The sequence below is a fragment of the Mesorhizobium sp. WSM4841 genome (assembly GCF_055811515.1).
Genome location: NZ_JBVVQC010000029.1, coordinates 16,826 through 43,038, shown reverse-complemented (window position 1 = coordinate 43,038; position 26,213 = coordinate 16,826). Strand labels below are relative to the sequence as shown.

General features: G+C 60.3%; 22 protein-coding genes and 5 pseudogenes. 19 read left to right on the top strand and 8 right to left on the bottom strand.

The window, feature by feature from the left end; all coding sequences use genetic code 11:
* Window positions 1–3: 3 nt before the first annotated feature.
* The 4 genes from AC0L14_RS26640 to AC0L14_RS26625 are packed head-to-tail and all read left to right on the top strand — an operon-like array spanning window position 4 to window position 3,789.
* Entirely contained in the window at window positions 4–1,035 is a 1,032-nt protein-coding gene (locus tag AC0L14_RS26640) for an ABC transporter ATP-binding protein (protein WP_473751273.1), read from the top strand.
* The gene (locus AC0L14_RS26635) at window positions 1,032–1,991 is read left to right on the top strand and encodes an ABC transporter ATP-binding protein (RefSeq protein ID WP_473751272.1); all 960 of its coding nucleotides are present in this window, start codon (window positions 1,032–1,034) and stop codon (window positions 1,989–1,991) included. Before AC0L14_RS26640 ends, AC0L14_RS26635 begins: the two co-directional genes overlap by 4 nt.
* Window positions 1,991–2,932: an ABC transporter permease gene (locus AC0L14_RS26630; RefSeq protein ID WP_473751271.1), complete on the top strand. Its 942-nt coding sequence runs from the start codon at window positions 1,991–1,993 to the stop codon at window positions 2,930–2,932. The genes AC0L14_RS26635 and AC0L14_RS26630 overlap by 1 nt, the downstream gene beginning before the upstream one ends.
* A complete protein-coding gene (locus AC0L14_RS26625; protein WP_473751270.1) occupies window positions 2,929–3,789 on the top strand; it encodes an ABC transporter permease in 861 nt (286 codons plus the stop codon). The genes AC0L14_RS26630 and AC0L14_RS26625 overlap by 4 nt, the downstream gene beginning before the upstream one ends.
* A gap of 75 nt (window positions 3,790–3,864) precedes the next feature.
* Here AC0L14_RS26625 and dgt read toward each other — a convergent pair whose 3' ends face one another.
* From dgt to AC0L14_RS26610, 3 genes and pseudogenes are all read right to left on the bottom strand, one after another.
* Window positions 3,865–5,163: a dGTP triphosphohydrolase gene (dgt, locus tag AC0L14_RS26620; RefSeq protein ID WP_473751269.1), complete on the bottom strand. Its 1,299-nt coding sequence runs from the start codon at window positions 5,161–5,163 to the stop codon at window positions 3,865–3,867.
* A gap of 7 nt (window positions 5,164–5,170) precedes the next feature.
* A complete protein-coding gene (locus AC0L14_RS26615) occupies window positions 5,171–5,392 on the bottom strand; it encodes a hypothetical protein (RefSeq protein ID WP_473751268.1) in 222 nt (73 codons plus the stop codon).
* Window positions 5,393–5,491: 99 nt separating this feature from the next.
* Window positions 5,492–5,605 (bottom strand): annotated as a pseudogene (locus tag AC0L14_RS26610) (IS5/IS1182 family transposase); the annotation flags it as partial.
* A gap of 311 nt (window positions 5,606–5,916) precedes the next feature.
* On the opposite strand from AC0L14_RS26610, the pseudogene AC0L14_RS26605 reads away from it, so the two are divergent.
* From AC0L14_RS26605 to AC0L14_RS26540, 14 genes and pseudogenes are all read left to right on the top strand, one after another.
* A pseudogene (locus AC0L14_RS26605) lies at window positions 5,917–6,888 on the top strand (IS5 family transposase); the annotation flags it as partial.
* Window position 6,889: 1 nt separating this feature from the next.
* The gene (locus AC0L14_RS26600) at window positions 6,890–7,234 is read left to right on the top strand and encodes a hypothetical protein (RefSeq protein WP_473751267.1); all 345 of its coding nucleotides are present in this window, start codon (window positions 6,890–6,892) and stop codon (window positions 7,232–7,234) included.
* Between the two features lie 291 nt (window positions 7,235–7,525).
* Window positions 7,526–8,419 (top strand): nitrogenase iron protein, encoded by an 894-nt coding sequence (gene nifH, locus AC0L14_RS26595; protein ID WP_010913608.1) that lies wholly within the window; start codon window positions 7,526–7,528, stop codon window positions 8,417–8,419.
* Between the two features lie 104 nt (window positions 8,420–8,523).
* The gene (gene nifD / locus AC0L14_RS26590; protein ID WP_473751266.1) at window positions 8,524–10,029 is read left to right on the top strand and encodes a nitrogenase molybdenum-iron protein alpha chain; all 1,506 of its coding nucleotides are present in this window, start codon (window positions 8,524–8,526) and stop codon (window positions 10,027–10,029) included.
* A gap of 127 nt (window positions 10,030–10,156) precedes the next feature.
* On the top strand, window positions 10,157–11,698 hold the full coding sequence (gene nifK / locus AC0L14_RS26585) for a nitrogenase molybdenum-iron protein subunit beta (RefSeq protein ID WP_473751305.1): 1,542 nt from the start codon (window positions 10,157–10,159) through the stop codon (window positions 11,696–11,698).
* A gap of 62 nt (window positions 11,699–11,760) precedes the next feature.
* Window positions 11,761–13,251, top strand: a complete 1,491-nt coding sequence (gene nifE, locus AC0L14_RS26580) for a nitrogenase iron-molybdenum cofactor biosynthesis protein NifE (RefSeq protein WP_473751265.1) — start codon at window positions 11,761–11,763, stop codon at window positions 13,249–13,251.
* A 9-nt stretch (window positions 13,252–13,260) separates the two neighbouring features.
* On the top strand, window positions 13,261–14,643 hold the full coding sequence (gene nifN / locus AC0L14_RS26575) for a nitrogenase iron-molybdenum cofactor biosynthesis protein NifN (protein ID WP_473751264.1): 1,383 nt from the start codon (window positions 13,261–13,263) through the stop codon (window positions 14,641–14,643).
* Complete coding sequence (gene nifX / locus AC0L14_RS26570; protein WP_473751263.1) at window positions 14,609–15,106, top strand: nitrogen fixation protein NifX; 498 nt, start codon at window positions 14,609–14,611, stop codon at window positions 15,104–15,106. Before nifN ends, nifX begins: the two co-directional genes overlap by 35 nt.
* A gap of 17 nt (window positions 15,107–15,123) precedes the next feature.
* Window positions 15,124–15,603, top strand: a complete 480-nt coding sequence (locus AC0L14_RS26565) for a NifX-associated nitrogen fixation protein (protein WP_473751262.1) — start codon at window positions 15,124–15,126, stop codon at window positions 15,601–15,603.
* A 24-nt stretch (window positions 15,604–15,627) separates the two neighbouring features.
* Window positions 15,628–16,413, top strand: a complete 786-nt coding sequence (locus AC0L14_RS26560; protein WP_473751261.1) for a response regulator transcription factor — start codon at window positions 15,628–15,630, stop codon at window positions 16,411–16,413.
* Window positions 16,414–16,513: 100 nt separating this feature from the next.
* Window positions 16,514–17,401 (top strand): universal stress protein, encoded by an 888-nt coding sequence (locus tag AC0L14_RS26555; RefSeq protein ID WP_473751260.1) that lies wholly within the window; start codon window positions 16,514–16,516, stop codon window positions 17,399–17,401.
* Window positions 17,402–18,151: 750 nt separating this feature from the next.
* A pseudogene (locus tag AC0L14_RS26550) lies at window positions 18,152–18,241 on the top strand (hypothetical protein); the annotation flags it as partial.
* Window positions 18,242–18,283: 42 nt separating this feature from the next.
* Window positions 18,284–18,812: pseudogene (locus tag AC0L14_RS26545) on the top strand (ATP-binding protein); the annotation flags it as partial.
* Between the two features lie 56 nt (window positions 18,813–18,868).
* The gene (locus tag AC0L14_RS26540) at window positions 18,869–20,035 is read left to right on the top strand and encodes an NAD(P)/FAD-dependent oxidoreductase (protein ID WP_473751259.1); all 1,167 of its coding nucleotides are present in this window, start codon (window positions 18,869–18,871) and stop codon (window positions 20,033–20,035) included.
* 729 nt (window positions 20,036–20,764) lie between these two features.
* On the opposite strand, the gene AC0L14_RS26535 is transcribed toward AC0L14_RS26540, so the two are convergent.
* Window positions 20,765–21,166, bottom strand: coding sequence for a hypothetical protein (locus tag AC0L14_RS26535; RefSeq protein WP_473751258.1), 402 nt, complete (start codon window positions 21,164–21,166; stop codon window positions 20,765–20,767).
* A 25-nt stretch (window positions 21,167–21,191) separates the two neighbouring features.
* Window positions 21,192–21,935 (bottom strand): acetoacetate decarboxylase, encoded by a 744-nt coding sequence (locus AC0L14_RS26530; protein ID WP_473751257.1) that lies wholly within the window; start codon window positions 21,933–21,935, stop codon window positions 21,192–21,194.
* An 842-nt stretch (window positions 21,936–22,777) separates the two neighbouring features.
* Between AC0L14_RS26530 and AC0L14_RS26525 the strand changes: the two are divergent.
* Window positions 22,778–23,384, top strand: a pseudogene (locus AC0L14_RS26525) (hypothetical protein); the annotation flags it as partial.
* Between the two features lie 1,030 nt (window positions 23,385–24,414).
* Here the strand turns inward: AC0L14_RS26525 and AC0L14_RS26520 are convergent.
* From AC0L14_RS26520 to AC0L14_RS26510, 3 genes are read right to left on the bottom strand one after another with little or no spacing between them, the layout of a single operon-like run.
* Window positions 24,415–25,041: a GTP pyrophosphokinase gene (locus tag AC0L14_RS26520; protein ID WP_473751256.1), complete on the bottom strand. Its 627-nt coding sequence runs from the start codon at window positions 25,039–25,041 to the stop codon at window positions 24,415–24,417.
* Entirely contained in the window at window positions 25,038–25,334 is a 297-nt protein-coding gene (locus tag AC0L14_RS26515) for a hypothetical protein (RefSeq protein ID WP_473751255.1), read from the bottom strand. The genes AC0L14_RS26520 and AC0L14_RS26515 overlap by 4 nt, the downstream gene beginning before the upstream one ends.
* Window positions 25,331–26,056, bottom strand: coding sequence for a hypothetical protein (locus AC0L14_RS26510; protein ID WP_473751254.1), 726 nt, complete (start codon window positions 26,054–26,056; stop codon window positions 25,331–25,333). Before AC0L14_RS26510 ends, AC0L14_RS26515 begins: the two co-directional genes overlap by 4 nt.
* Between the last annotated feature and the right edge of the window lie 157 nt (window positions 26,057–26,213).

Here is a 26,213-nt window from a genome sequence, read left to right as displayed (position 1 = left end):
TCCATGCTGCATAAGTCTTTCCACAACAGCGCGGGCGCCGCGCTGTTGCCGGCTCATGACATCGGAGCTTCCGCCACCAAACCTGCCATCAGCATTGCTGGCTTGAGGGTAGCGTTCGGCGATGTGCCTGTGCTGCACGGTGTCGATCTCGCTGTGAACAAAGGCGAGGCCCTGGGTATCGTCGGCGAATCCGGCTGCGGCAAGTCCGTGACCTGGCGGGCGGTTCTTGGCCTGCTGCCGAAATCCGCCGAGATCGGGGGCGAGGCCAGGATTGGTGATCTCAATCTTGTGGGCGCACGACAATCCGTTTTGGATCGGGTGCGCGGCGGACGCATTGCCATGATCTTCCAGGATCCGGCCAGCGCGCTGAACCCGGTGCATCGCATCGGCGCGCAGATCACCGAAGCGCTTCGCCTGCACCGTGGCCTCGGCGGTGCCGCCGCCCGTGCCGAGGCCTGCCGCCTGCTCGACCAGGTCGGCATAGCCACTGCGGCAAGCAGGCTTAACACCTACCCCCACGAACTGTCGGGCGGCCAGAACCAGCGGGTGATGATTGCCATCGCACTCGCCGGCCGGCCCGAACTGCTGATCGCCGACGAGCCAACGACCGCGCTCGACGCCACCGTGCAGGCGCAAATCCTGCTGCTGCTGAAAGATATTCAACGTGACACTGGCATGGCGCTGGTCATGATCAGCCATGATCTCGCCGCGGTGACGGCCGTCTGTGACCGGGCATGCGTCATGTATGCGGGCAAGATCGTCGAAACGGCGCCGAAACACACGCTTCTGACTGCGCCGGAACACCCCTATACACGCGACCTGATCGGTGCCATTCCGCCCTCGCACGGTCCGCGCATGCGGTTGACCGCCATTGCCGGCGCGCCGCCACAACGCAATCTGCCGCCGGGATGCGCCTATGCGCCACGCTGCCGGCACGCGATCACGGCATGTGGCACGAGCCGACCGGAACCGCGGCAGGTTGCCGAGCGGCACTCGGTGCGTTGCCGTCGTTTGGAAGCCGGCACGTATCAATGACCCTGCTGCGTCTCAACAACATCACCCGTCGCTTTCCGCTCGGCTCGCCACTCTACGGACCGCGGAAATATCTTGTTGCAGTCGATGGCGTGTCGCTGGATGTCGAGATGGGCCGGACGACCGGCATTGTCGGCGAATCCGGATGCGGCAAGTCCACCACCGGCCGTATTGCGCTCGGTCTGGAGCCGCCGGACAGCGGAGGTGTGCTGTTTCAGGGTTTGCCGCTGCCGCGCATCGACAGCAAAAAGTGGCGCACGCAGCGGCGCCAAATGCAGCTGGTCTTTCAGGACACCTTGGCAGCGCTTGATCGCCGAATGACTGTCAGCGCTCTCATCGCCGAGCCGCTGGCGATTCACGGAATTGGCGATCCGGCAAGCCGCAAGCAACGCGTGGCCGAGCTTCTCCACGGTGTCGGCCTCGGCGAAGACCATGGCATGCTCTATCCGCATCAGCTTTCCGGCGGCCAGCGCCAACGCGTGGTGCTTGCGCGGGCGCTCGCGCCAAAACCCTCACTTCTGGTTTGCGATGAGCCGGTCTCGGCGCTCGACGTGTCCGTCCAGGCGCAAATCGTCAATCTGCTCATGGATGTTCAGCAGGAGCTCGGGCTCGGCCTCTTGTTCATCAGCCATGACTTGCGGGTCGTTCGCCATGTCAGCGACCGGATCGTCGTCATGTATCTTGGCCGCGTCGTCGAGCAAGGGCGCGCCGACGCCATTATCGATCAACCCGCCCATCCCTATACGCAGGCGCTCGTCTCGGCCATGCCGAGGCTTCCGGGCGGATTCGATCATTATGTGGCGTTGCCAGGCGAACCGCCGAGCCCTACCGATCGGCCGAGCGGATGCCCGTTTCATCCACGCTGTCCACTTGCGCGCGATGTCTGCCGCCAGAGCCTGCCCGAACTCCTGCCGCTAGGACCGGAACGGCAGGTCGCCTGCCATTTGGTGAGGCATTGATGAGTGCGGTGTTTCGTTTCGCCGGCCCCAAGATCCTGCGTGCCGGCCTGTCGATCCTGATCGTGGTGACCTTTACATTCGTGGTGCTGCGGGCCTCTGGAGACCCGGCGCTGCAGATACTCGGTCCCAGCGCCCGCGCCCCGGATCTTGAGGCGTTTCGCCGGCATTGGGGGCTCGATCAGCCTCTATATGTGCAATATGTCCGCTATGTCCTGGCGGCACTTCACTGCGATTTCGGGAATTCCATGCTGGCTGGAAAACCGGCCCTGCAGCTTGTGTTCGAGCGCGTGCCCCTGACATTGGCGCTGATGCTGCCCGCACTGGCGCTCACGATGCTGATCGGCATTCCGGTCGGCGCCTACGCCGCCATGCATCGCGACACCTGGGTCGACCGATCGGTGATGATGCTGACCGTGTTCGGCTTCACCGTGCCAAGCTTCGTGCTCGGGCTATTGCTGATCCTGATCTTTTCCGTGACGCTCGGCCTGTTCCCGTCCGGCGGCGCGGACCGGCCGGAAAGCTTCGTGCTGCCGGTGCTCACGCTTGGTTTGGGCGGGGCGGCCATTATCGCGCGCTTCACGCGTAGCGCCATGATCGAAGTTTTGTCGCAGCTCTACATCGTGGCGGCCAGCGCCAAGGGCGTGACGTGGCGGCAGGTGGTTCGCCACCATGCCTTTCCGAATGCGATCATTCCTGTGCTGACGCTGTTCGGCCTGATGCTCGGCGGCCAGGTCGCGGGCGCCGTACTGGTGGAAAGCGTCTTCGGCTGGCCCGGCATCGGCCAATTGCTGGTGGTTTCGGTTGCGAACCGTGATCTCGCCGTGGTGCAGGTCATCCTCCTTCTCGTGGCGCTGACTATGACGTCGGCCAACCTGCTGATGGACCTGCTTTATGGCGTGTTCGATCCGCGCCTGCGTGAAACAAACTCAGGATCGCAATGAAAACGGCAACCGTAGAAACCAACCGTCCGACGACTCGCACGGTGGACCTGCCGACACTCCTTGCGGTGGGCTGGGTTCTCCTCATGCTTTTCTCTGCGCTCGCCGCGCCGCTGATCGCTCCTTATGAGATCACTTCCATCGATCTGCGCCAGCGCCTGGCGCCGCCCGTCGGCTTTGGCGGAACGATGCTACATGTCCTGGGAACCGACGATCTGGGGCGTGACGTGGCCTCGCGTCTTTTCTACTCGATCCGCACCAGCTTGCTGGTCGCCTTCGGCGCCACTGCGATCAGCGTGTTGGTCGGTACCGGGATCGGCTTCATCGCCGCCTATTTCCGCGGACTCGTCGAGCATGCCCTGCTGCTAATGATCGACGTACAGGCTTCGCTACCATTTCTCATCGTGGCGCTGGCAATGCTCGCCTGTTTCGGCAATTCGCTGACGCTGTTCGTCGCCCTGATGGGACTTTATGGTTGGGAGCGGAATGCGCGGCTGGCGCGAGGACTGGCGATCACCGCCAGCGCACAGGGCTATGCAAGCGCAACGCGCCAGCTCGGCGCCCATCCGCTGCGTGTCTATCTGCGGCATATCCTTCCCAACAGTGCGGCGACGCTTCTCGTGGCGGCGACGGTGACCTTTCCGGAAATCGTCTTGGTGGAAAGCGGACTGTCCTTCCTCGGCCTCGGCGTCCAGCCGCCGATGACCAGTCTGGGTGTCATGGTCGCGGCCGGCCGCGAGTATATCACCCGCGCCTCCTGGATGCTGCTCGCTCCAAGCCTCGTCATTGTCATGACGGCCGTTGCCGTCAGCGTCCTCGGCGATTGGTTGCGCGATAAGCTCGACCCGACCCTCAAATAACGGTTTCCCAATGCAAAGGAAGCTGATCTCCATACTTGTCGACGGCTGCGCTCTCGCACGTAACGGGCACCGAACCTACCTCACGATTGGGTCCAAGACGGAACCCCCTGAAAGGCCACACAATCTCGCATGCAATGCTACCACTTCGTGCTCAGTTAGGCTCGCGATGCAGTCGGCTGAGAATCTTGCCCTTTTGCCTTCGCAAACGTCCCAGATGTACCTCAATCTAACGGGCAGGAACTTTGGGGGTCCTTTTTCAGAGTTATCCAACAATATTTCAAAAAGCTCAGAAATTACTCTCTTTTGACCTAGCTGCTGGGCGATTAAGGAAGGATTGGAAATAATATATTGCTTGGCAATCTGTTTGAGGAGTTTGACCTCCGCCAGAGTATCCAATGGTATGTGCAATCCGTTTCCTTCCTCGGTTAGCTTCGCGGCCGTCAAGAACCGCCCGATCAGGAACGAAGTCAGGCTCCGAAGCGCCACCCGCTGTTCTCGGGAGCCTTCGTAGGAGGTATTCAAAAGCACGCTAAACGCGGAATTGAGCACCGAAGCCAAGCGCTCAAATGCGGCATTCAGGTGAGCGTGTGCATCGCTCGGGGCGCCGAACCAGACCTCATGGGTCTTGCGGATGATTTCCTGCGAGCCTTCGTTGAGAATATGATTCCAGGGAATAGCGCCGACTCTATGGAAGTCCTCCAAATCGTGAACTGAATAGGCAATGTCATCTGCCCAGTCCATCAGCGCGGCTTCTGTAGTTTGGAACGCGTGATCCTGGAACCTCCTGGCAAAATCAAAGTCGGCGTGATCGACCTTGTAGGCTCCCCACTTACTGCTCCTTTCTGGCTTTGTTGGATCTCGCGTCCAAGGGTACTTTAAGCAAGCCGCAAGCGTAGCTCGGGTCAAATCCAGTCCGAGACAGTCCGGATATCGAACGCCCAACTTGGTCAGAATTCGGAAAGTTTGAGCATTGCCCTCGAATCCGTCAGGGTCTTCTCTCCCTTCCAACAACTCGTTGAGTTTGCTTTCTCCAGCATGCCCGAACGGGGGATGACCCAGGTCGTGGGCGAGGCAAGCCGCCTCCACTACCTCAACGTCAACCCCGAGTTTCTTCGCGAGCTTAGGATCGGCATCGATGCAATTCTGAGCGAGCCTTCGCCCAACTTGGGCCACCTTATACGTGTGTTGCTGCCGGGTATGGAATACATCGGCTTCGCCTACTCTAACGATCTGGGTGACGCCGGCGAGACGATGCAACGCGGAAGAATACTGAATCCTATCGCGGTCGACCTCAAAAGGTTTCCGCTGGTCTTTTTCAGGTGTGCTGTGGAGGCGCTTCCTCCGAGCCGCATCCGTCCATACACGCGATACCATTCGCGATTTAGGCAGCCTGCAAAGTTTTGCCCGGCCTAAAGAAACGCATCTCTCTGTCGATGCGGATCTGATTGCGGCTCATGGCTAGATGCAACGCAGCTTGGATCTCACGGCGTGAATACCCGTCCGCCGTCAGGAACTCCACGAGCCGCTCGGGATCTACGGCTCGGTTTTCTTTGCGGATATGCCGCAGCAATGCATCTCTTGCTTCAGCGATTCGCTGTTCCATGCGACGGTCTCCCTCAATCACACCGTTGTCTCATAACCATAAATTTTTGACAACAAGTTAGGTTGCAGGAGGGCTGCCATCAACAATACGGCGATCCGACAGAGCCTCGCTCACGATTAACCGGATCGCCCGCAACGGATGATCGCGCCGCACCCGCGCCTCAAGGTCAACATAGCTGAACAGTTCGCCAGTTCGATCGTCGCCGCCGCGCACTCGTCACCTCCGAATCCCTTCGGAAACAGTGAATCACCGCTGCGGTCCGGTGGCGAGTGCCTTTTTCAACAGCCTGCTAGTTGTCAAAATCTGATGCTTGGTAGCCGGCATCGAACAACCGGAAGTGACCGATAGTGCTGATGAAGTCGGCGATGAAGCCGTGGGTCCATTCGCAGCGACCTCTTGATTAGGCGCGGTGAAGGGGGCGGCGCAGGTCGATATGAGCATGGCCGCTACGCGTGCGAGATTACTGACCTTTTTGGCTTCTGGCTGAGGCGAGGAAGGATGTTCGGAACTGTCAGGAGTCTGAGCTGGAGCGGGACTTCGCGGCGCTGTATTCGCCGATCGGACGGCCATCGATCCCGCCGGAGAAGCTGCTCAGGGCGATGCTGTTGCAGGCGTTCTATTCGATCCGCTCGGAGCGGCTGTTGATGGAGCGGCTGGAATACGACCTTCTGTTCCGCTGGTTCGTCGGGATTGGCGTTGACGATGCGGCCTGGGATCATTCTGTGTTCTCCAAGAACCGCGAGCGGTTGCTGGAGGGCGACATCGCCGCAAAGTTCCTGAGCGCAGTGCTGGCGCAGCCCAAGGTCAAGAGGCTTCTGTCGACGGATCACTTCTCGGTCGACGGGACGCTGATCGAGGCCTGGGCGTCGATGAAGAGCGTCAAGCCGAAAGACGGCTCGGGCGAGCCGCCGACTCAAGGCGGCGGGCGCAACGCCGAAGCGGACTTCCATGGCCAGAAGCGGTCGAACGATACGCATGCCTCGACCACCGATCCTGATGCCAGGCTCTATCGCAAGGGTAAAGGCAAGGAGACGAAGCTGTGCTTCATCGGGCATGGGTTGATGGAGAATCGCCACGGCCTGCTGGTCGGTGCCTGCCTGACGCTGGCCGACGGTCATGCCGAGCGAGTGGCGGCCTTGCACATGATCGAGCCGCGCGCCGACCGGCCGCGGGCGATCACGCTTGGCGCCGACAAGGCCTATGACGCGGAGGACTTCATCAATGAGTTGCGTTCGATGAGGGTGACGCCGCATGTAGCGCAGAACACGAGCGGTCGCAGTTCCGCCATCGACGGGCGCACCACCCGGCATAGCGGCTATGCTGTCAGCCAGCGTATTCGCAAGCGCATCGAAGAGGCGTTCGGCTGGATCAAGACGGTTGCCGGTCAGCGCCAAACCAAGTTCCGCGGCCGGGACCGCGTCGGATGGGGCTTCACCTTCGCTGCCGCCGCCTACAATCTGGTGCGGCTGCCGAAGCTCGTCGCTGGGACCAGCTGACATGGCCAAGGTTCCAGCCATCGCCAAGGCCTTTGCCGGTCGCTGGCGCATCGTCGAAATGGATGTCTGGGACAACGATTTCCTCGATCTCGTCGAAGAGGCGCATCTGACGTTCAAAGGCGCGGCGGACGGCGAGATCGGCTTCGGCGCCCTCAAAGGTTTCCTTGATGTCCGCTACGGCGCGCGAGACGGCTCGGCCTGCGCGGAATTCTCGTGGGAGGGTCACGACGAAAGCGATCCCGCCTGCGGTCGCGGATGGGCGATGATCGGCACCGCGGGTCGCCTCGTCGGCCACTTCTACATCCACAATGCCGACGATTCAGGCTTCGTCTGCGAGCGCGCCTGACTTCTTCAACAGCCTGCTAGCTTCTTTCCGGGCTCCGCGGCCGACGTCTCACTCAACGCTATCCGACATCTCCTGTCGCCTTTGTCGGGCCCGCGACAAAAGTTTATTTAGCCAATTTAATATTTTTGCCAAATGTTAAACAGCTGAAAAGCAATCATAAAATTTCTTCTTCGACCCAACCAGCCAAATTGGCACGAGTTTTGAAACGATTGGTGCGAGGCGGCGGGATCTGCCGACCGGCATTCAAGTCGCGGGTAGCCGCTATGGATGGAAAGAAGGAAGGAAAGCAACATGTCAGGCCTGCGTCAGATCGCATTCTACGGAAAGGGAGGCATCGGCAAGTCCACCACCTCTCAAAATACGCTAGCCGCCCTGGTCGACCTCGGACAGAAAATCCTGATCGTCGGCTGCGATCCCAAAGCCGACTCCACCCGCCTGATCCTCAACGCAAAGGCGCAGGATACCGTTCTGCATCTCGCCGCCCAGGAAGGTTCTGTGGAAGACCTTGAACTCCAGGACGTGCTCAAGATCGGCTACAAAGACATCAAGTGCGTGGAGTCCGGCGGCCCCGAGCCGGGTGTCGGCTGCGCCGGCCGCGGCGTCATCACCTCTATCAACTTCCTCGAGGAGAACGGCGCCTATGACAATGTCGACTATGTCTCCTACGACGTGCTGGGAGACGTGGTGTGCGGCGGCTTCGCGATGCCGATCCGCGAAAACAAGGCCCAGGAAATCTACATCGTCATGTCCGGCGAGATGATGGCGCTCTATGCCGCCAACAACATCGCCAAGGGTATCCTGAAATACGCCCATTCGGGCGGCGTGCGGCTCGGCGGGCTGATCTGCAACGAGCGCCAGACCGACCGCGAGCTCGACCTCTCCGAGGCGCTGGCCGCCAGGCTCAATTCCAAGCTCATCCACTTCGTGCCGCGCGACAACATCGTCCAGCACGCCGAACTGAGGAAGATGACGGTAATCCAGTATGCGCCGGACTCCAAACAGGCAGGGGAGTACCGCGCGTTGGCCGAGAAGATCCATGGCAATTCGGGCCAGGGCACCATCCCGACCCCAATCACCATGGAGGAGCTCGAGGACATGCTGCTCGACTTCGGCATCATGAAGACGGACGAGCAAATGCTTGCCGAGCTTCAGGCCAAGGAAGCAAAATTGGCCGTCGCTCAGTAACCGCCGCTACCGACAGGGGGCGCCGACCGTGACCTGGCGCCCCTTTCTACGAAACAAGGCCTCGTTGGCGAGGCGTTACCCGAACCTTGAAAGGGGCAGGTCCCATGGGCCTCGACTATGAGAATGACGGCGCTTTGCATGCGAAGCTTATCGAAGACGTGCTGTCCCAATATCCAGACAAGGCGGCGAAGCGTCGCAAGAAGCACCTCAGTGTCGCAACGAGCAAGGACGAGGCCGGAGCGGAGGACAAGGGCCTTTCCGAATGCGACGTCAAATCGAACATCAAATCCATTCCGGGCGTGATGACAATCCGCGGCTGCGCCTATGCCGGCTCCAAGGGCGTGGTGTGGGGTCCGGTCAAGGATATGGTCCACATCTCGCACGGGCCGGTCGGCTGTGGGCAATATTCCTGGTCGCAACGCCGCAACTATTACGTCGGCACGACGGGCATCGACACGTTCGTGACAATGCAGTTCACCTCCGACTTCCAGGAGAAGGACATCGTTTTCGGCGGCGACAAGAAGCTGGAAAAGATCATCGACGAGATCGAGGACCTGTTTCCGCTCAGTGGGGGCATCTCGGTGCAGTCCGAATGCCCGATCGGCCTGATCGGGGACGATATCGAGGCAGTGTCGCGCAAGAAGGCCAAGGAGCACGAAAAGACGATTGTACCGGTGCGCTGCGAAGGTTTCCGCGGCGTTTCACAATCGCTCGGCCACCATATTGCCAATGATTCGATCCGCGATTGGGTCTTCGACAAGGACGATGTCGAGTTCGAGTCCGGTCCATACGACGTCAACGTCATCGGCGACTACAACATTGGCGGCGATGCCTGGGCCTCGCGAATCCTGCTCGAGGAGATTGGGCTTCGGGTGGTCGGCAACTGGTCGGGCGACGCCACGCTCGCCGAGATAGAGCGCGCGCCCAAGGCCAAGCTCAACCTGATCCACTGCTACCGGTCGATGAACTACATCTGCCGGCACATGGAGGAAAAGTACGGCATCGCCTGGATGGAATACAATTTCTTCGGCCCCTCCCAGATCGAGGCCTCCCTGCGCAACATCGCCAAGCATTTCGGCCCGGAAATCGAGGAGAAGACCGAAAAGGTCATCGCCAAATACCGGCCCTTGGTCGATGCCGTCATCGCCAAGTACCAACCGCGCCTCGAAGGCAGGACGGTGATGCTCTATGTCGGCGGCCTGCGCCCCCGTCACGTCATCACTGCCTACGAGGACCTCGGTATGGTGATCGTTGGCACCGGCTACGAGTTCGCCCACAACGACGACTATCAGCGCACCGGCCATTACGTGAAGAATGGCACGCTCGTCTATGACGACGTCACCGGTTATGAGCTGGAGAAGTTCATCGAAGGCATCCGCCCTGATCTCGTTGGCTCCGGTATCAAGGAGAAGTACCCGGTGCAGAAGATGGGCATCCCGTTCCGCCAGATGCACTCCTGGGACTATTCCGGCCCGTATCACGGCTATGACGGCTTCGCCATTTTCGCCCGCGACATGGATCTGGCCATCAACAACCCGGTCTGGGGTCTATACCGCGCGCCGTGGAAGAAGATGAAGGACACGCCGCTGACGGCGGTCGCCGCCGAATGAGGACTGGCCTCCCTGCCTGGCAGGGAGGCCGACAAATGCTTGGGGCACTCGATCCGCGGGAGGCCCTTTAACGTCTTGACGTCCCTGTGCTGCCGCTTGGCGCGGCCAGATGGAAAAGGTGACCACCATGCCGCAATCGGCCGAAAAAGTTCTCGACCATGCTCCCCTGTTCCGCGAGCCGGAATACCGACAAATGCTTGCCGAGAAGAAACTGAATTTCGAATGTCCGCACCCTGATCAGATCGTCACCGACCAACGCGAATTTACCAAAACTTGGGAATACCGCGAAAAGAACCTCGCTCGCGAGGCGCTTGTCATAAACCCCGCCAAGGCCTGCCAGCCACTCGGTGCGGTTTTCGCGGCCGCGGGCTTCGAGCGGACCATGTCTTTCGTCCACGGTAGCCAGGGCTGCGTTGCCTACTACCGCTCGCATCTGTCGCGACATTTCAAGGAGCCTTCGTCAGCGGTTTCCTCCTCGATGACCGAGGACGCGGCAGTGTTTGGCGGCCTGAAGAACATGGTCGACGGGCTCGCCAATACCTACAAGCTCTACGACCCCAAGATGATCGCCGTCTCGACCACCTGCATGGCTGAAGTCATTGGCGACGACCTGCGGAGCTTCATCGAGAACGCCAAGAACGAAGGCTCGGTCCCGAGCGACTTCGACGTGCCTTTCGCGCATACGCCTGCCTTCGTCGGCAGCCATGTCGATGGCTATGACGGCATGGTGAAGGGCGTGCTGGAGCATTTCTGGAAGGGCAGCGAGCGCTCGCAAGCCGCTGGAACCATCAACATCATTCCAGGCTTCGATGGATTCTGCGTCGGAAACAACCGGGAACTCAAGCGCCTCCTCGACCTGATGGGTGTCACCTATACCTTCATTCAGGACGCCTCAGACCAGTTCGACACGCCGTCGGACGGCGAATACCGCATGTATGACGGTGGCACGAAGATCGAAGACGTGAAAGGGGCACTCAACGCGGAGGCGACACTGTCGCTGCAGCTTTACAACACCCGCAAGACGCTGGACTATTGCGACGAGGTCGGGCAGGCGACGGCATCCTTCCACTATCCGCTAGGTGTCCAGGCGACGGACGAATTCCTGATGAAGGTCTCGGCGATTTCCGGCAAGGAGATCCCCGAGACAATCCGGATGGAGCGCGGTCGACTGGTTGACGCCATGGCGGACAGCCAGTCATGGCTGCACGGCAAGAAGTACGCAATCTATGGAGATCCGGACTTCGTCTACGCCATGGCCCGCTTCGTCATGGAGACCGGCGGCGAGCCGACACATTGCCTCGCGACCAACGGCACATCGGCCTGGGAGGCCGAGATGAAGGAATTGCTTGCATCCTCGTCCTTCGGCCAGGATGCCCAGGTCTGGGCGGGCAAGGATCTCTGGGCAATGCGCTCGCTGCTCTTTACAGAGCCGGTGGACCTGCTGATCGGCAATTCCTATGGCAAGTATCTGGAGCGCGACACCGGCACGCCGCTGATCCGGCTGATGTTTCCAATCTTCGACCGGCACCATCACCATCGCTTTGCGCTCATGGGCTACCAGGGCGGTTTACGCGTGCTGACGACGATCCTCGACAAGATATTCGACAAGCTCGATCGCGAGACGAGCGAGACGGGCGTGACGGACTATTCCTATGACCTCACCCGCTAAGAGCCGGTGCCGGCTTTTCGCCGAGGCCGCCCATCGCCCCATCGACTTCGGAGACTGACGCAATGACCTCGCTCAGTGCCAAGATCCAGGACGTTTTCGACGAGCCCGCCTGCGATAACAACCGCGGCAAGGATGCCAAGGCGCGCAAGGAGGGCTGCTCGAAGCCGCTGACCCCCGGGGCGGCAGCCGGCGGCTGCGCCTTTGACGGCGCCAAGATCGTCCTGCAGCCGATCACCGACGTTGCGCACCTGGTCCATGCGCCGCTCGCCTGCGAGGGCAATTCCTGGGACAACAGAGGCGCAGCTTCGTCGGGGCCAACCCTGTGGCGGACAAGCTTCACAACCGACCTCACCGAACTCGACGTCGTGATGGGGCAGGGCGAGCGGAAGCTGTTCAAGGCGATCCGCGAGATCAAGGAAACATATGCGCCGCCGGCAGTCTTCGTCTATTCGACCTGCGTGACGGCGCTGATCGGCGACGACATCGAGGCCGTGTGCAAACGCGCGGCCGAAAAATTCGGTCTGGCCGTGGTGCCGATCAATGCGCCGGGCTTGGCCGGCTCCAAGAACCTCGGCAACAAACTCGCCGCCGAAGCGTTGCTCGATCATGTCATCGGCACGGTGGAACCCGACGACGCCGGGCCCTACGACATCAACATCCTTGGCGAATTCAACCTCTCCGGCGAATTCTGGCTGGTGAAGCCGCTGCTTGATCGGCTCGGCATCCGGGTGCGCGCCTGCATTCCGGGCGATGCGCGTTACATCGACGTTGCATCCGCGCACCGCGCCCGGGCGGCTATGATGGTGTGCTCGAGCGCACTCATCAATCTGGCCCGCAAGATGGAGGAGCGCTGGGACATCCCGTTCTTCGAGGGCTCCTTCTACGGCATAACCGATACCTCGGAAGCACTTCGCAACATTGCTGAGCTGCTGGTGAGGAAGGGCGCCGATGCGGAGATCCTCGATCGCACAGAGACGCTGATTGCTGAGCAGGAGGCGATTGCGTGGAAGAAGCTCGAGGCCTACCGCCGGCGGCTTCAAGGCAAGCGCGTGCTGCTCAACACGGGCGGTGTGAAGTCCTGGTCAGTCGTCCACGCGCTGATGGAGATCGGCATGGAGATCGTCGCCACCTCGGTCAAGAAATCCACAGTCGAAGACAAGGAGCGGATCAAACGGATCCTCAAGGACGAAAACCACATGTTCGAGCAGATGGCAGCGCGCGACCTTTACGCCATGCTCTCACAACACAAGGCCGACATCATGCTGTCGGGCGGGCGCACGCAATTCGTCGCGCTCAAGGCCAAGACGCCCTGGCTCGACATCAACCAGGAGCGCCAACACCCTTACGCCGGTTATGACGGCATGGTGGAACTCGTACGTCAGATCGACCTCGCCATTCATAACCCGATCTGGGGCCAGGTGCGGGAGCCGGCGCCGTGGGATTGCCAGCCTGCTGTGGAGGACGATCTGGCGAGCACGAAGAACGGGACCGCGACTGTGAACGCTTTCAATGAATTCGCCGGCACGACGGCTCACCGCTTCGGCGACCGTTGAGGAAATCCGATGGTCCGTATCCTTCGCAATACCAAATCAGCGGCGGTCAACCCGCTGAAGTCCTCGCAGCCGCTGGGTGCCGCCTTCGCTTTTCTTGGGGTCGACGGTGCGATGCCCCTGTTCCACGGCAGCCAAGGCTGCACCAGCTTCGCGCTCGTGCTCTTCGTGCGGCATTTCAAGGAAGCGATCCCTTTGCAGACAACGGCGATGGACGAGGTGGCAACCATACTCGGCGGAGCGGACCATCTGGAAGAGGCGATCCTCAACCTCAAAACCCGCACAAAGCCAAAGCTGATAGGGGTGTGCACGACCGCGCTGGTGGAGACCCGTGGCGAAGATTGCGCGAGTGATATCGCCAACGTCAAGCTGAAGCACATGGAAGAGCTCGCGGGTACGGAGGTCGTGCTGGCCAACACGCCTGATTTTGACGGCGCGATCGAAGAAGGCTGGGCCAAGGCTGTCGCGGCGATGATCGAAGGGATTACACGGTCGGGCGCACGGACGCGGCAGCCGAAGAAGATCGCGATCCTGCCCGGATGCAACCTCACTGTCGCTGACGTCGAGCATTTGCGTGACATGGTTGAAAGTTTTGGGCTCAAGCCGGTTATTCTGCCGGACGTCTCCGGCTCGCTCGACGGTACGGTTCCTGACCGCTGGGTAACGACTACCTATGGCGGCACCAGCGTCGAGGAAATCCGCGAGCTTGGCACGGCCGCGCAATGCATCGGCATCGGCGATCACATGCGCCACCCGGCGAAAGTGCTGCACGGGTTGACCGGCGTGCCGTTCGTGGTGTTCCAGTCGCTGACCGGATTGAAGGCTGTCGACCGGTTCGTCTCGCTGCTGTCGGCGGTTTCGGGCGAGGCGGTGCCGGCCCGGGTGCGCCGTCGCCGGGCGCAATTGCAGGATGCGTTGCTCGACGGACATTTCCATTTCGGAGGCAAGAAAATTGCGATCGCTGCTGAACCAGACCAACTCTATCAACTCGCAACCTTCTTCACCGGCATGGGCTCCGAAATCGCGGCGGCGGTCACCACGACCGATATGTCGAAGATTCTGGAAAAAGTACCGGCGGAGTGGGTTCAGATCGGCGATCTCGGCGATTTGGAAGCTCTTGCAGTGGGCGCGGATCTTCTCGTTACTCATTCCCACGGTCGCCAGGCTTCGCAACGCCTTGGCATTCCGCTCATGCGCGTCGGCTTCCCGATCTTCGACCGGCTCGGTAGCCAGCACAAGCTCACAATCCTCTATCAGGGGACCCGCGACCTGATCTTCGAGGTTGCCAACATCTTCCAGGCCAATCAGCACGCGCCGACGCCTGAGGCGCTTGATCCATTTCGCAATCGAGAAATGCCAGATGAGCTCCGTTCGTCGCCTCTCACTCGTCACTGACGAGGTTCACGCACCGATGCCGGAACGACGGGCGGGCGCATTGCGCGTAGCCATCGCCACGCAAGACATGAAGGATCTCAATGCCCATTTCGGGTCGGCCAAGCGCTTTGCTGTCTACGACGTGACGCGCGAGGAGTGGCATCTCGTGGAAGCCGTGGCCTTCGATGAGGTTTCCGATGAGAGCGGGAAGCATCGGACCGAAGGCGATGACCGCATCACGCCGAAGGTGGAGGCGCTGAAGGGCTGCCATCTGCTGTTTTGTCTGGCCATCGGCGGGCCTTCGGCAGCCAAGGTTATCTCGGCAAAAATCCATCCAATCAAGGTGCCGCAGTCACAAACCATCCAAGAGGTGCTGTTGCGCACGCAGACGATGCTGAGGACATGTCCTCCGCCCTGGCTGCGCAAGGTGCTGGCCGAAGCTGGTGTCGCCAAAAAGAAACCCTCCTTCGAGGACGAGGACTGAAACGAGGAAAGAGCAAAATGTTTGAAGTCGCGATTAGCCCTGCTGTCAACGATGACGAGGCGGCCCTTGCCAGCCCGTTCGTCAAATGCCTCGTGCGGCTGATCCGTGCTCAAGATTCCCACGGGTCATGGGACGGCAAAGCGGACGACGAGTTGCTGGCCGACTTCATCGTCAGCAAGGAACAGCGCCGTACGATTCCAATAATCGGCGATCCCGATCCGGACGTGCTGTGGAGGCTCGACAAGTTTTACACTGCCGTCGCCCTTGCCATCGAGGAGCGCTCCGGCCTGATGGCATCGCCGATGATCGAAATGAGCCATGAGGGCTTCGGGCGCGTGCTTTTCACCGCCGGGCGGCTGGTCGTTCTGTCCAAGACCCTGCGCGACGTCCATCGGTTCGGCTTCGAGACGTTCTCGAAACTCGCCGCGGCCGGTACGAAACTGGTCGACGATGCCATCGCAGCCATCGACGCCTATCCCGAGGTGGCACGGGCATGAAACCGATTTTCGAGCAAGAGGATCATGTCAGGCCTTGAGGAGCCGCGATGGCCAGCCCACGCGTCCGACGCGGTCGAGGCCGATCTGGTTCCCGGGGTAGCGCTGATGAAGCCACTCGTTCTGATCTGTTCGCAAGACGCGGAGTTCTATCTGTTCCTCAGCCACATCCTTGAGGTGGACGGCTTCGCCAGTGAGCCGGCAGGCGGCGCCAAGGAAGCGCTTGCCATGTCCGACGATCGCGACTTCCAGGCGGTGGTGCTGGACTGCGGGCCAACCAGCATAACCGGGTCCGCAATCTGCGCCCGGCTCAAGCGGGAGCCCCGGACCGGCGGCGTGCCCATCATTGCCCTGATCGCGCCCGGCGCCGAGAACCAGCACCTCGATCTTTTGAAGGCCGGCATTGACGAGAGCTTTGTGCGGCCGATGGCGCCGGCCAAGCTGCTCGATTGTCTGCGGACGAGGCTGGCGCTGCCGAAGCGGGGTTCAAACGGGATTGAAAACGGCAGCTGGCTTTCCTGTGGCAGCCTTGAGATGAAGCTCGATGCCCACCGGGTTTGCGGCAATGGCCATGACATCCATCTCGGACCGATCGAGTTCAACGTGCTGCGGCATTTGCTCGAGGCTCCCGGCAAGGTCTTCAGCCGGGACGAGCTGATCGGCGCGGCCTGGCCGGCCAATATCCATGTCGGTGTACGCACAGTCGATGTCCATATCAGTCGGCTCAGAAAGGCGCTGGAGACGGCCTCGACCGGTATCGTCATCCGTACCGTCAGGTCGGCCGGCTACTCGCTCGAGAAGCCGGACGGCTGAATCAAGTGCCGGGTGTGGTGCCACTTCCCTTTTCCTCGCGCTGTGAGCCGGTCTTGCGGCCTGAAACGCCCTCAACGAATACTCAGGAAGAAGCAGGAAAATGGGTTTTAGAACCGTACTCTGTTTGACCGGCGCTGACCATTCCGATCAGGACGTCAGAACTGCTGCCGGCTTGTGTGCGGAAATCGGCGCGCACCTTTCCGTACTGATTATACCCCCTGCGACGCTCCTTATGTCGCATCGGCGGATCGGAGATGGTGTCCCCGAGTGGCCGGTAGGACGTGGACAGGCAATTGCCAGATTGAACGATCGGTTTCGGCAAATCGATCGATTTACACAGGACGTGGTCAGACTGGAAAAACGCTCCAGAGATATCCAGAAACTGCTGGAATCTATGTCGCTCGCCTATGACCTTGACACCGACTATTACGATCCGGCCAGCCTCGGTGAAGTGGCACGACAGCGGGCGCTCTGCGCCGACCTCACGATCATCGGACCGGGGCTCCTCAACGACGAGAATCTCGGACCTCCTGTTGTCAACGGCAGCTTGTTCGATACGGGAAGACCGGTGCTCGTTGTACCGGAGGGCGCTGAGGCGACCCTATGGCCAAGGCGCGTCCTGGTCGGTTGGGATTCGCGAGTCGAAGCGTCCCGTGCGGTTCGTGAAGCGCTGGGTCTCCTATGCGTTGCTGAGGAAGTTCGTGTTGCCCTGGTCGATCCGAAGACGAACTACAACGGGAACGGCGCGGAGCCTGGAGCCGACATCGCTGCCTATCTCACCCGGCACGGTGCTCGGGTGGCGGTTGACCTACTGCCAAGTGCCGGCAAACCGGCGGCTACGGTGCTTGCGCAGCACGCAATCGACATTTCTGCCGACATGATAGTCATGGGCGCCTATGGCAGCCGCCGGCTGCGTGAGCGGCTCTTTGGCGGTGTGACCAGATGGATCTTTGAAAAGCCGACATTGCCGCTGTTTTTGGCTCGATGACGGTTCCGGACCCGCACCGATGCTGTTCGAAGCTCTACTGTGACGCCTGCATTCATACCTTAGACGCGCTCAATCGAAACAATCGATTCTACGAAGAGTAACGAAGATTGACAAGCATTGCTCGGGAGGCGACGCCCGCCGGAAATCTCTCCAGTCATGCGCAAGGCGGAAGGTACAGCGGAGTCCTCCCAGTTCTGATGCCCCAGGGTACCATGCCGCCGCGAAGGGCCAGCCCGTGGATGCCTGACCTGACCCTGCCCGGCCTGCGGTGTGGAAGGGTCACTGCCGCGAGCATCCATCTGCCCGCATCGTCGGTTATCCGACAATGTCGGGTTCCGGACGATCTGGAATTCGAGAACTCATTGCTTGGGCAGACTTCCTTTCCGGCACGCTTCATGCATGGGAGTTTTCGAACGCATTTGTGAGATGTCATCCATGCTAGCCCCTTGAAGAACGAGCCGCGCCCGTCGAAGCCGTGAAAAAGCCAAATCCTGTGGTGGAGGCAGCCGCTAGAAGCCGCCGTAACATCCGGAAAAGCTGCGCGACAGTATCACACGCGTCCTTCTCGCCCTTAGGCGGGGGTTTGGCGCTCGCCGTCGATGTCGCTGACCTTGAGCCCAACGAGGATAGGCTTTTGCCTTCCTCGCAGTCGCGACCGCGGCTCGAGGATGCCTGTGACATTCGCAATCCCAATGCGGGTCGCTGCGAACATCCGCTGAGTTGGAAAACACTCCCAGAGGAGCAAGATAAGTGGAGCTCTTTTGCATTGGTACCGGTGCTGGCCCATCCAATTTGAGCCTTGCATGTCAGATACACGAAGAGTTTGCGCAAGGGGCACTGTTCATGGATCGGCAGGTCGATTTCCGCTGGCATCCACGCAGAGCAATGGATGAGGCCGAGCGGCGGCACTTTTCGGACAATATCGTCACCGACGCAGGGCGGCTCAATCTCCTGGTGCGCCGCCTGCTCGACCTGGCGCGCGCCGAAAATCTCGCGCCCAGCGGCGAAAAGCACATCGCTCAGTGCGGCCCTGGCGCTGTTGCCGAGCGAGGACTGGTTGGCGCTTCGTGTCGAGGCGGGCGGCGAGACCGGCCTGCGCATGTCGGCCGAGAACGCGGCGAGCCTGTTCGCCAATCTCATCGACAATTCGGCGAGGCATGGCGCGACGCTGGTTTCGATCACGGCGGCGAGCGCGGACGGCAAGGCGACGATCCTGGTGAGCGACGACGGCGCCGGCATTTCGCCCAGCAACCGGGCGCGCATTTTCGAGCCATTCTTCACCACACGCCGCGATTCCGGCGGCATGGGCCTCGGCATCGTGCTGGCCCTCCTGAAAGCGGATGATGGCACGATCCGCCTGGTCGACTCCGAGCGCGGCACGCGCTTCGAGATCATCTTGCCGGCTGTATGAATTGGTCCATGATAACCGGCCTCGGGATCATGCTCTAGAACGGGAGAAGCGAACAAGTGCGCTACGACGTCGCCATCATCGGCGGAGCCATCGTCGGCTCCTCGATCGCCTACTATCTCCGCGAGGAAGGGTTTTTCGGCTCGATCGCGCTGGTCGAGCGCGACCCGCAATTTGCCCAAGCGGCCACGACGCTGTCCTGCGCTTCAATCCGCCAGCAGTTTTCGATTCCCGAAAACATCCGCCTGTCGCAGTTCACGCTGAAACTGTTCCGGCGGCTCGGCGCAGAATTCGGGGCCGACGCCGATATCGGCTTTCGCGAAGGCGGCTATCTCATCCTTGCCGGCGAAAACGGATTGCCGATCCTCAAGGCCAGCCACGAGACGCAGATGGCCGAGGGCGCCGACATCGTCCTTGAGGATGCGGAGGCGCTCGTCCGCCGGTTTCCATGGCTGTCGGCTGACGGCATCACCGCCGGCGCCTATGGCCGCAGCGGCGAGGGCTGGTTCGACGCGCATGCTATGCTGATGCTGTTCCGCAAGGCGCTGCGGGAGAAGAAGATCGATTTCATCACCGCCGATGTGACCGGCATCGAACGGCAGGGGGATCGCGTCACCAGCGTCAAGCTCGACAATGGCGAACGGCTCGAGGCAGGCATCCTCGTCAACGCCGCCGGGCCGAATGCCGGCAACGTTTCTGCAATGGCCGGACTGGCGCTGCCGGTGGAACCGCGCAAGCGCAATGTCTTCATCTTCGAGGCGCGCGAGAAATATGACGACATGCCGCTGCTGGTCGATCCGACCGGCATCTACGTCAGACCGGAAGGCTCGGTCTACATCACCGGCGGCGCCGAGCCGGAAGAGGGCGACGGTCCCGCCGATCCCGCTGATTTCGAGCCGGACTGGCCGCTGTTCGAAGAGGTGATCTGGCCGGTGCTGGCGACCCGTATTCCCGCCTTCGAGGCAATCAAGCCGACGCGCGCCTGGGCCGGCCACTACGACTACAACACGCTCGACCAGAACGCGGTGATCGGCCCGCATCCAGAGGTCGGCAATTTCCTGTTCGCCAACGGATTCTCGGGCCACGGTCTGCAGCAGGCGCCGGCGGTGGGCAAGGCACTGGCCGAGCTGATCGTGCATGGCGGCTATCGCACGGTCGATTGCTCCGCGTTTGGGTACAGCCGTGTCGCCGAAGGGCGGGCGTTTAGGGAATTGAATGTGATCTAACGCTGGCGAGACAGCCCCTCTCTCTGGCCTGCCGGCCATCTCCCCCGCAAGGTCCCGCAAGGGGGAGATCGGCAGCTTCACTGGCGGCTCCAAACTTCTCGCCTTGGAGATTGGCGAAAGCAGCGATGACGGCCAATCCCCCCTTGCGGGCGCGGTCAGCGGGGTCCTTGCCTTTGGCGATGCATGTCGTGGCTGGACCGGGTGAGGTGAGTCCGGCCCAGTCTACCCAGCCTCTGCGCCCGCCCCGAAGCCGCTCGCCCGCTCAGCGCTATGAGGGCGCGCTCGCGAGCGGCTTCGCTACGCTGCGCTACAGCACGTGCAGGGACGCGACCCCAGTGAAGGCATACTCCAGCGTGGCTTCGCCAATTCCGTTTCGTTGGCCCGCCTCAAGCCGGTCTTCCAACCGAAGGCCGAACGCGCCAATTCGCCAGCCAACTCCATCAACGATTGTCTAAATCCGCAACCCGGGGCGGTTCGCTCGAGCTTGCTTGCTTGAGCACGGCACAGACGGGATCGCGAGTACGATGCCGCGGAATGGGAACGCACCCATGCTTGGGCACGAGGGCCCCGAGCCAACGCGCATCGCGCCAATCGGCGTCGTCACGTTCGAGATACATCACCGGCTGCTCGGCGCTTTTACGCTCGCATATGCGCCGGCACGCCGCTGGCGATCGATGACGCATCTGCCGACGAGGCTGCTCGTTCCACGAAAAAGCGATAAGCGCGAGATCAATGGGCAACCTCGTCGGGATCGAAAAGAGCGCTAAACCGGGTTGCTAGATCAATCCAGGGTGCCGCGTCGCCGCTCTCTGAAGCTATTCGAACGACCGCCGCCAGATAATCGGTAAAAGCCTTCAGTTTTATGGCGCCTTGCTCTGAGAGGCAGTCAATGGCGTCAAGCCGCTGGTAAACGGCAGCGAGCATATGTTGCACCAAAAGCAGGGAGGATGGGCAAGGGCAATCGCTCTTACTCGCGAGGCGCCTGCACTCGCTGCAAAGCGGCGGAATGTCCTCTAAGGCTAGGTCGCTGGAAAGACGTTGTATGAGATTGTCAGTGGCGTTCCTTGTCGAGAAGCCGGCCACCGGCTCCCCATCGCGTTGGTTCAATGAGCTATCACTGTAAAAGTTCATGGTTTCTTCCTTTCCGATTGCGAGGCTAGGCTTCCGCGAGATAGTCGTGGACGACCTTCCCGAGCGCGAGCGTGAGATCTGCGACGAGGTGTACGGCCGAGACGACTTCCAGCACCGGCAGTTCGGCGACGGGGGCAAGCGCATGCGACCAGAGGTTCAGGGCTGCCGGGCCGGTCCAGGCGCCCCTCAGATGGACGTCCTCTAGATGATATTCCACGAGCTCACAGATGCGCGCCGTGCCGTCGACATGCGGGATGATTTTGAGGAGGAAGTTCGGTTCAGCGAGCGAGGCCCTCACGCTGGCGAGGTCGGCGGCTCGGTGCTTGTAGCCCATGGTACCCGTCGCGACGCGAACCGGCCCGTAGTCCAGCGTGCCAACAAGGGTATCCGTCTCCGTTCGGAGCGTTGGGCTAGCGAGCTTCTTGGGAAAGCCCCACAACTCGCGTCCGCCCGCTATCGGCGGATGGTCGTCGAGAAACATGCACAGGGTGTAGCTCCCCCTGCGGCCACAGAAGGAGACAGGGATGACCTGTCCGCCTTCCGTGTAGTCGCCGAAGCCCGTCGAGTCCGGCATGCGAATGAACTCGAATTTGACCAGAGGCTCGCACACCTGAAGCGGCTCCGGCACAAGGTCGCGCAGTTTCTGCGGATCGGTGCGATATGTGATGATCAGATACTCCCGGTTGCGGAAGCGATATGGGCCGGCCGGGTAGGCCGGGCTGGTCAGGGGCATGGCGAAAGCTCTCCCACGGACGATATCTTGGTGCATGTTTGAAATTCCTTTGTGCTGGATCAAGTGGGCTTACATCGGTGTGCATGATGGCGGCGAGGCTCTCCGAGGTGCTGTCGTAGCCTCGTAAGGGATGCATGGCGTAATCGCGCGTAGCCATTTTGCGCTGGGCAGTTGCCTTGGGGCGCGATCATTGGCGATGGTCGCGGACGCGGTTCCATGACTGCGGTTGTGGTCGAGAGGCAAGATTCGAGGTCAAGTGATTTTGTTCCTCATTTGAAGGCGCTGCTTCCCGTCTGCCCTCGTGGCTGGAGGAGGTGGAGTTGCGGCCAGCTCCGATTTCTCCTGATGACGGGGTTTGCGGATCGAGGCGCATGCGCCATGCCAAATGAGAAATCGCCGAGGCCCGCAGGACAGACGGCCTCGGCGAGCCAGTCGAGAGAGAAGGTCTTCGCCTCACGCGGATCAGATACGAATTCCCGAGCACTGCGGTGATTTAGCAGGAAGGCCTGCGACGCCACCAAACCTCTGTCGCGAAGATATGGAGGTGACGCGGTATCCGCCGTCTAGCCAAACAGCATACGCAGCATCCGGCAGCACGCACTCGACGGCCTGTCCTCGTCGCCGGCTTTAGGAGAAAAGATCAGCTATGAGCCGGCAGGCAATCGCTGCACGCGGCGGTCAGGTCGTGTAGATCTTCCGCGCACACAGCCGGCGCCGAAATGATGCTAGATGATGAGCCGACGCCAACATTACCGCAGGGGCAGCCAAGTCTGTCCTCAAGCGTCTGACGATGAGTGATGCATGTCCAAAAGATGACAGCGACAAAAAACATGTCTGGTCCAAACAACCGGCTGCCTTGGGCGTGAAGTTTCTCGAAGCGTCAGCTGATGGTCAGTGAACGCGGGAGACTGCCTCGGTCCGAGCGGCAGCTAGCCGACATGAAGCGCGGCGAACTCCGCTGGAGCGAACGCGAAACGGGCTGGGAGGTGCTGATCCCTTCAGTCGCTTTCAAGAACGCAAACTCCTCCTATTTCGGGAGTAAGCCATTTCGGCTCGTCCTGCCGAACCTGGGCGGTCTCTACGAGCACATTGATGCCTATATCGATCGCCATCGGCGAGTGCTGCTTGGAAGCGCGGAAGACCCCGGCACCTTCTTCATCAAAACGGTGAAGGCGACCAGCAAGGAGGCCTCATACGGGTCGAAAGACGTTCTATGAGGCATGGCGCCTGACCGTCCAGCGATATGGCATCTACAATCCATATATCCAGCGCGGCGCGGTCGCCGACCTTCTCCCTCACGGCCCGGACAATGTTCGCGACGTGCTGGCGACGCACATTCTGAAACAGACCGGGTCGTATGAGCAGGCAAGTTGCGCCATCCAGGACACGCCCGATATGGTGGCGCATCATTACGGCCGCTTCTTACCGCAAGACAAAGCGGCACTCGCCGCGCGGATTTTGAACCAAGTATGGCAGGCCGCGTAACCCAGCGCGACGCGTGGATCACGGTCGGCGCGATGGTCACAGGCCGAGAAGGGAGTTGCAGGTCGGCGAATTACCGAACTCGGTCGCTGAGGGACGGTTCGCCAGAAACATCGCAGGCGGTTGCCGATCAAGACATAGACGCCAACTTCCGAAGCTCATTTCGGCTATTTCGTTGCCAGTTACGTGTCCGCTGGCTAGCCACGAACGACCTGATCATTGCCGCTGTAAAGCCGATTGAGGGCGGATTGTTGCTTGCCAAGGTTGGGGTCGAGCGTTCGAACCGCTTCACCCGCTCCAATTTCATCAAGGAAATTAAGAACTTAGATCAGGGCCGCCAGAGGTGGCCCTTTCTATTTTTGGCTTGGTCATCACCTGGTCAACACCGGCCCGGTCGATTTCCCCCGGACAGGCAAACATGTCCGCCCGGCGCCTACCAAGCACGTCGACGGCTTCAACCAATCTAGGGACCACGGGTTCGAATTGGCTTGGGTACGCAAATCCCCACTATGCTGGCACCAAACTGCACACCTGGCGCAATTTCCCGGCTATCGTGCAACGACTGTCGAACGACCAAGGCAGCAGACCATTGCCGGCACATCCGCGAGTGGGTGCATGACTTTCACGAGCCAACACGTTCAATGAGAATCGAAGTCGATATATTATTTCACCTCTTCGCGCACCGTCTGGCGTTCGGGCAGGCAAGCGAATGCTCCTGCTGGATACGTCAACGATCGCCGAAGCACCGATTTTAGGGCCATTCGCCTGAGATACGCTTCGACGCAACAGCGAGCCGACCGACATCAGGCCCAGAATCGAGTCTCGACTTAGCCCTTGCGTTCGCCTCTGGGCGCCACGAAGTCAGGATTCGGTTCAAAACCGCCGCGATCGCCACGTGGCGAGACGGTATCTGGTTCAGGCCTGACGGCTTCGTGGTTACGACCAAACAGCTCGGTTTCGAAACTAGCGCCGCCAGATGCGATCGCTCCACCCGCATTTTCGTCCAGTTCCGGCAAATGGGTACCCTGCAATCCTAGCCCGCGCTTCGCATGAGGGCTTCCCTCGCCAAGAACAGCTCATTGAACATCCGATACGCCCCCCATGCTTGCGCTGAAGTATAGGCCAGCTGACGAAGTTGGTCGGCCTCTAACGGTTGAGACCCGGGTTTATACCCCAGATCATGTTCTGCCTCTGACCAGGCGTGCTGGAAGAGGGTTTTGATCTGGAGCTCGAAAAATTCCGGTATAAGGTCCTTATCTATTGAAGAGTCGACCACATCGGCCGGCAACATCAAGATATAATGTTGTCCAAAATAGCCAAACTCCCACTCGCGTTCCGGCACGATTTTTTGGCTTTCGATGGCATGGAAATAGGGTAGGACAGCATCAGCGACCCGCGGCACGTCCTCGAGATAGAAGGTGATGATGCGGGCGCCAATCTGATCTTGGATCTGATGAAGCGGATCGTCATATTTTGGTCTGTCATCCTTCAGTTTAGTCGCCTTGGCCACAAAGCGGTCTATTGATTTAGGACGTGTCGAAACGCGGTCTATTCGTTCAATACCTTTCAAAAGGTCGTTCAGATAGGTCGCCAATGATCCTGCTATTGGCGTCAACGCCTTGTCATGGCGGAGGCGATATTCACCCTCGATATCGCTCATCGGGATTTTTCCAGCTTTTCACTCACAATCTTACCTTCGGTCGAAAACCGAATTTGGTCATGGTGGCCGGCCACTGGCACCTGAACGAAGACCTGGTCGAAATCGCTTGCGCCAGCGGTTAGAAATGCGCCTGAATCGAGCTCAACTGTCCGGTAAGGCAGCTGCTTTTCGAACTCGGCCGCACTGAACTGGAAATTGTCGCCGGCAAGGTCCTCCCGACCCAACGCAGTTGTCACAGCACTTCGGGCTTCCTCGGTAAAGTTATACTGGGCACAAAATTCGTTCACGCTCATGCCTGTCCGTCCAGGTTGCCGGCTAGGGTCACGGCGGCGCTTATCTGCTTCTTGATGTCGATGTTTGAAGCGCTTTTGATGGCGTTCTTCAGCGCTATCGCCAACCTGCGGGTCCCCGATGCAGCGCTGGTTTTGAACGAAGAGCTGAGGAACTCCTTCACCCAATAATCGGACGACTCCAAATCTTGGCTGTTAATCTGCTTGTCGACTGCCATGCCGTCCCAGAACCCGCCTGCGAGGGACTGATGGCGATACACCACCGCTTTGTACGAGTGAGCGTTTTTCATAAAAACACGGTCGACGAATTCGACTGTCAGCATATCGGCGGCTTCGTTGACTACAACGCCGTTGTTGGCGCGGAAACGCGAGACAACTACCTTGTGATGCACCCCCTCCATGCCGCGTATCAAGAACATCAATCCCAGGCCCGACCTTTTCGTAGTTACACCCGATAGCCTTTCGGCTAGCCCTCGCCCGGTAGCGATTGTCGGCGCATTGGCATAAGCCAAAAGCAGATTTCGGCATGGATTTGACTGAATGCCGTTGGCGGCTGGATTGAACGCAATGCCGATGTTACATTCAGCGTCCGCCTTCTCGTAAACAGAGCTCAACAGCGCGTACATATCGCCCACATGAGGTACTTCATTGCCAACTACGGCAGCTGCGTTTTCAACCCCCTTGTTGGGGTGAACCAAGTAAGTATGGATATTTTGAATAGGCAATGTCCCCTCCCGGCTTGAAAGCTCTTTTCTAGCACAGGTATTTCCAAAGCAAACCCGTCCCCGCAAGGTCGCCTGGCTAGGCCGCTAGGTTTAGAACTTTGCCCATTTGGTCGTATAAGATGGCGGTTTTCGCTCAGATTTCCTTGACCATTCTTGG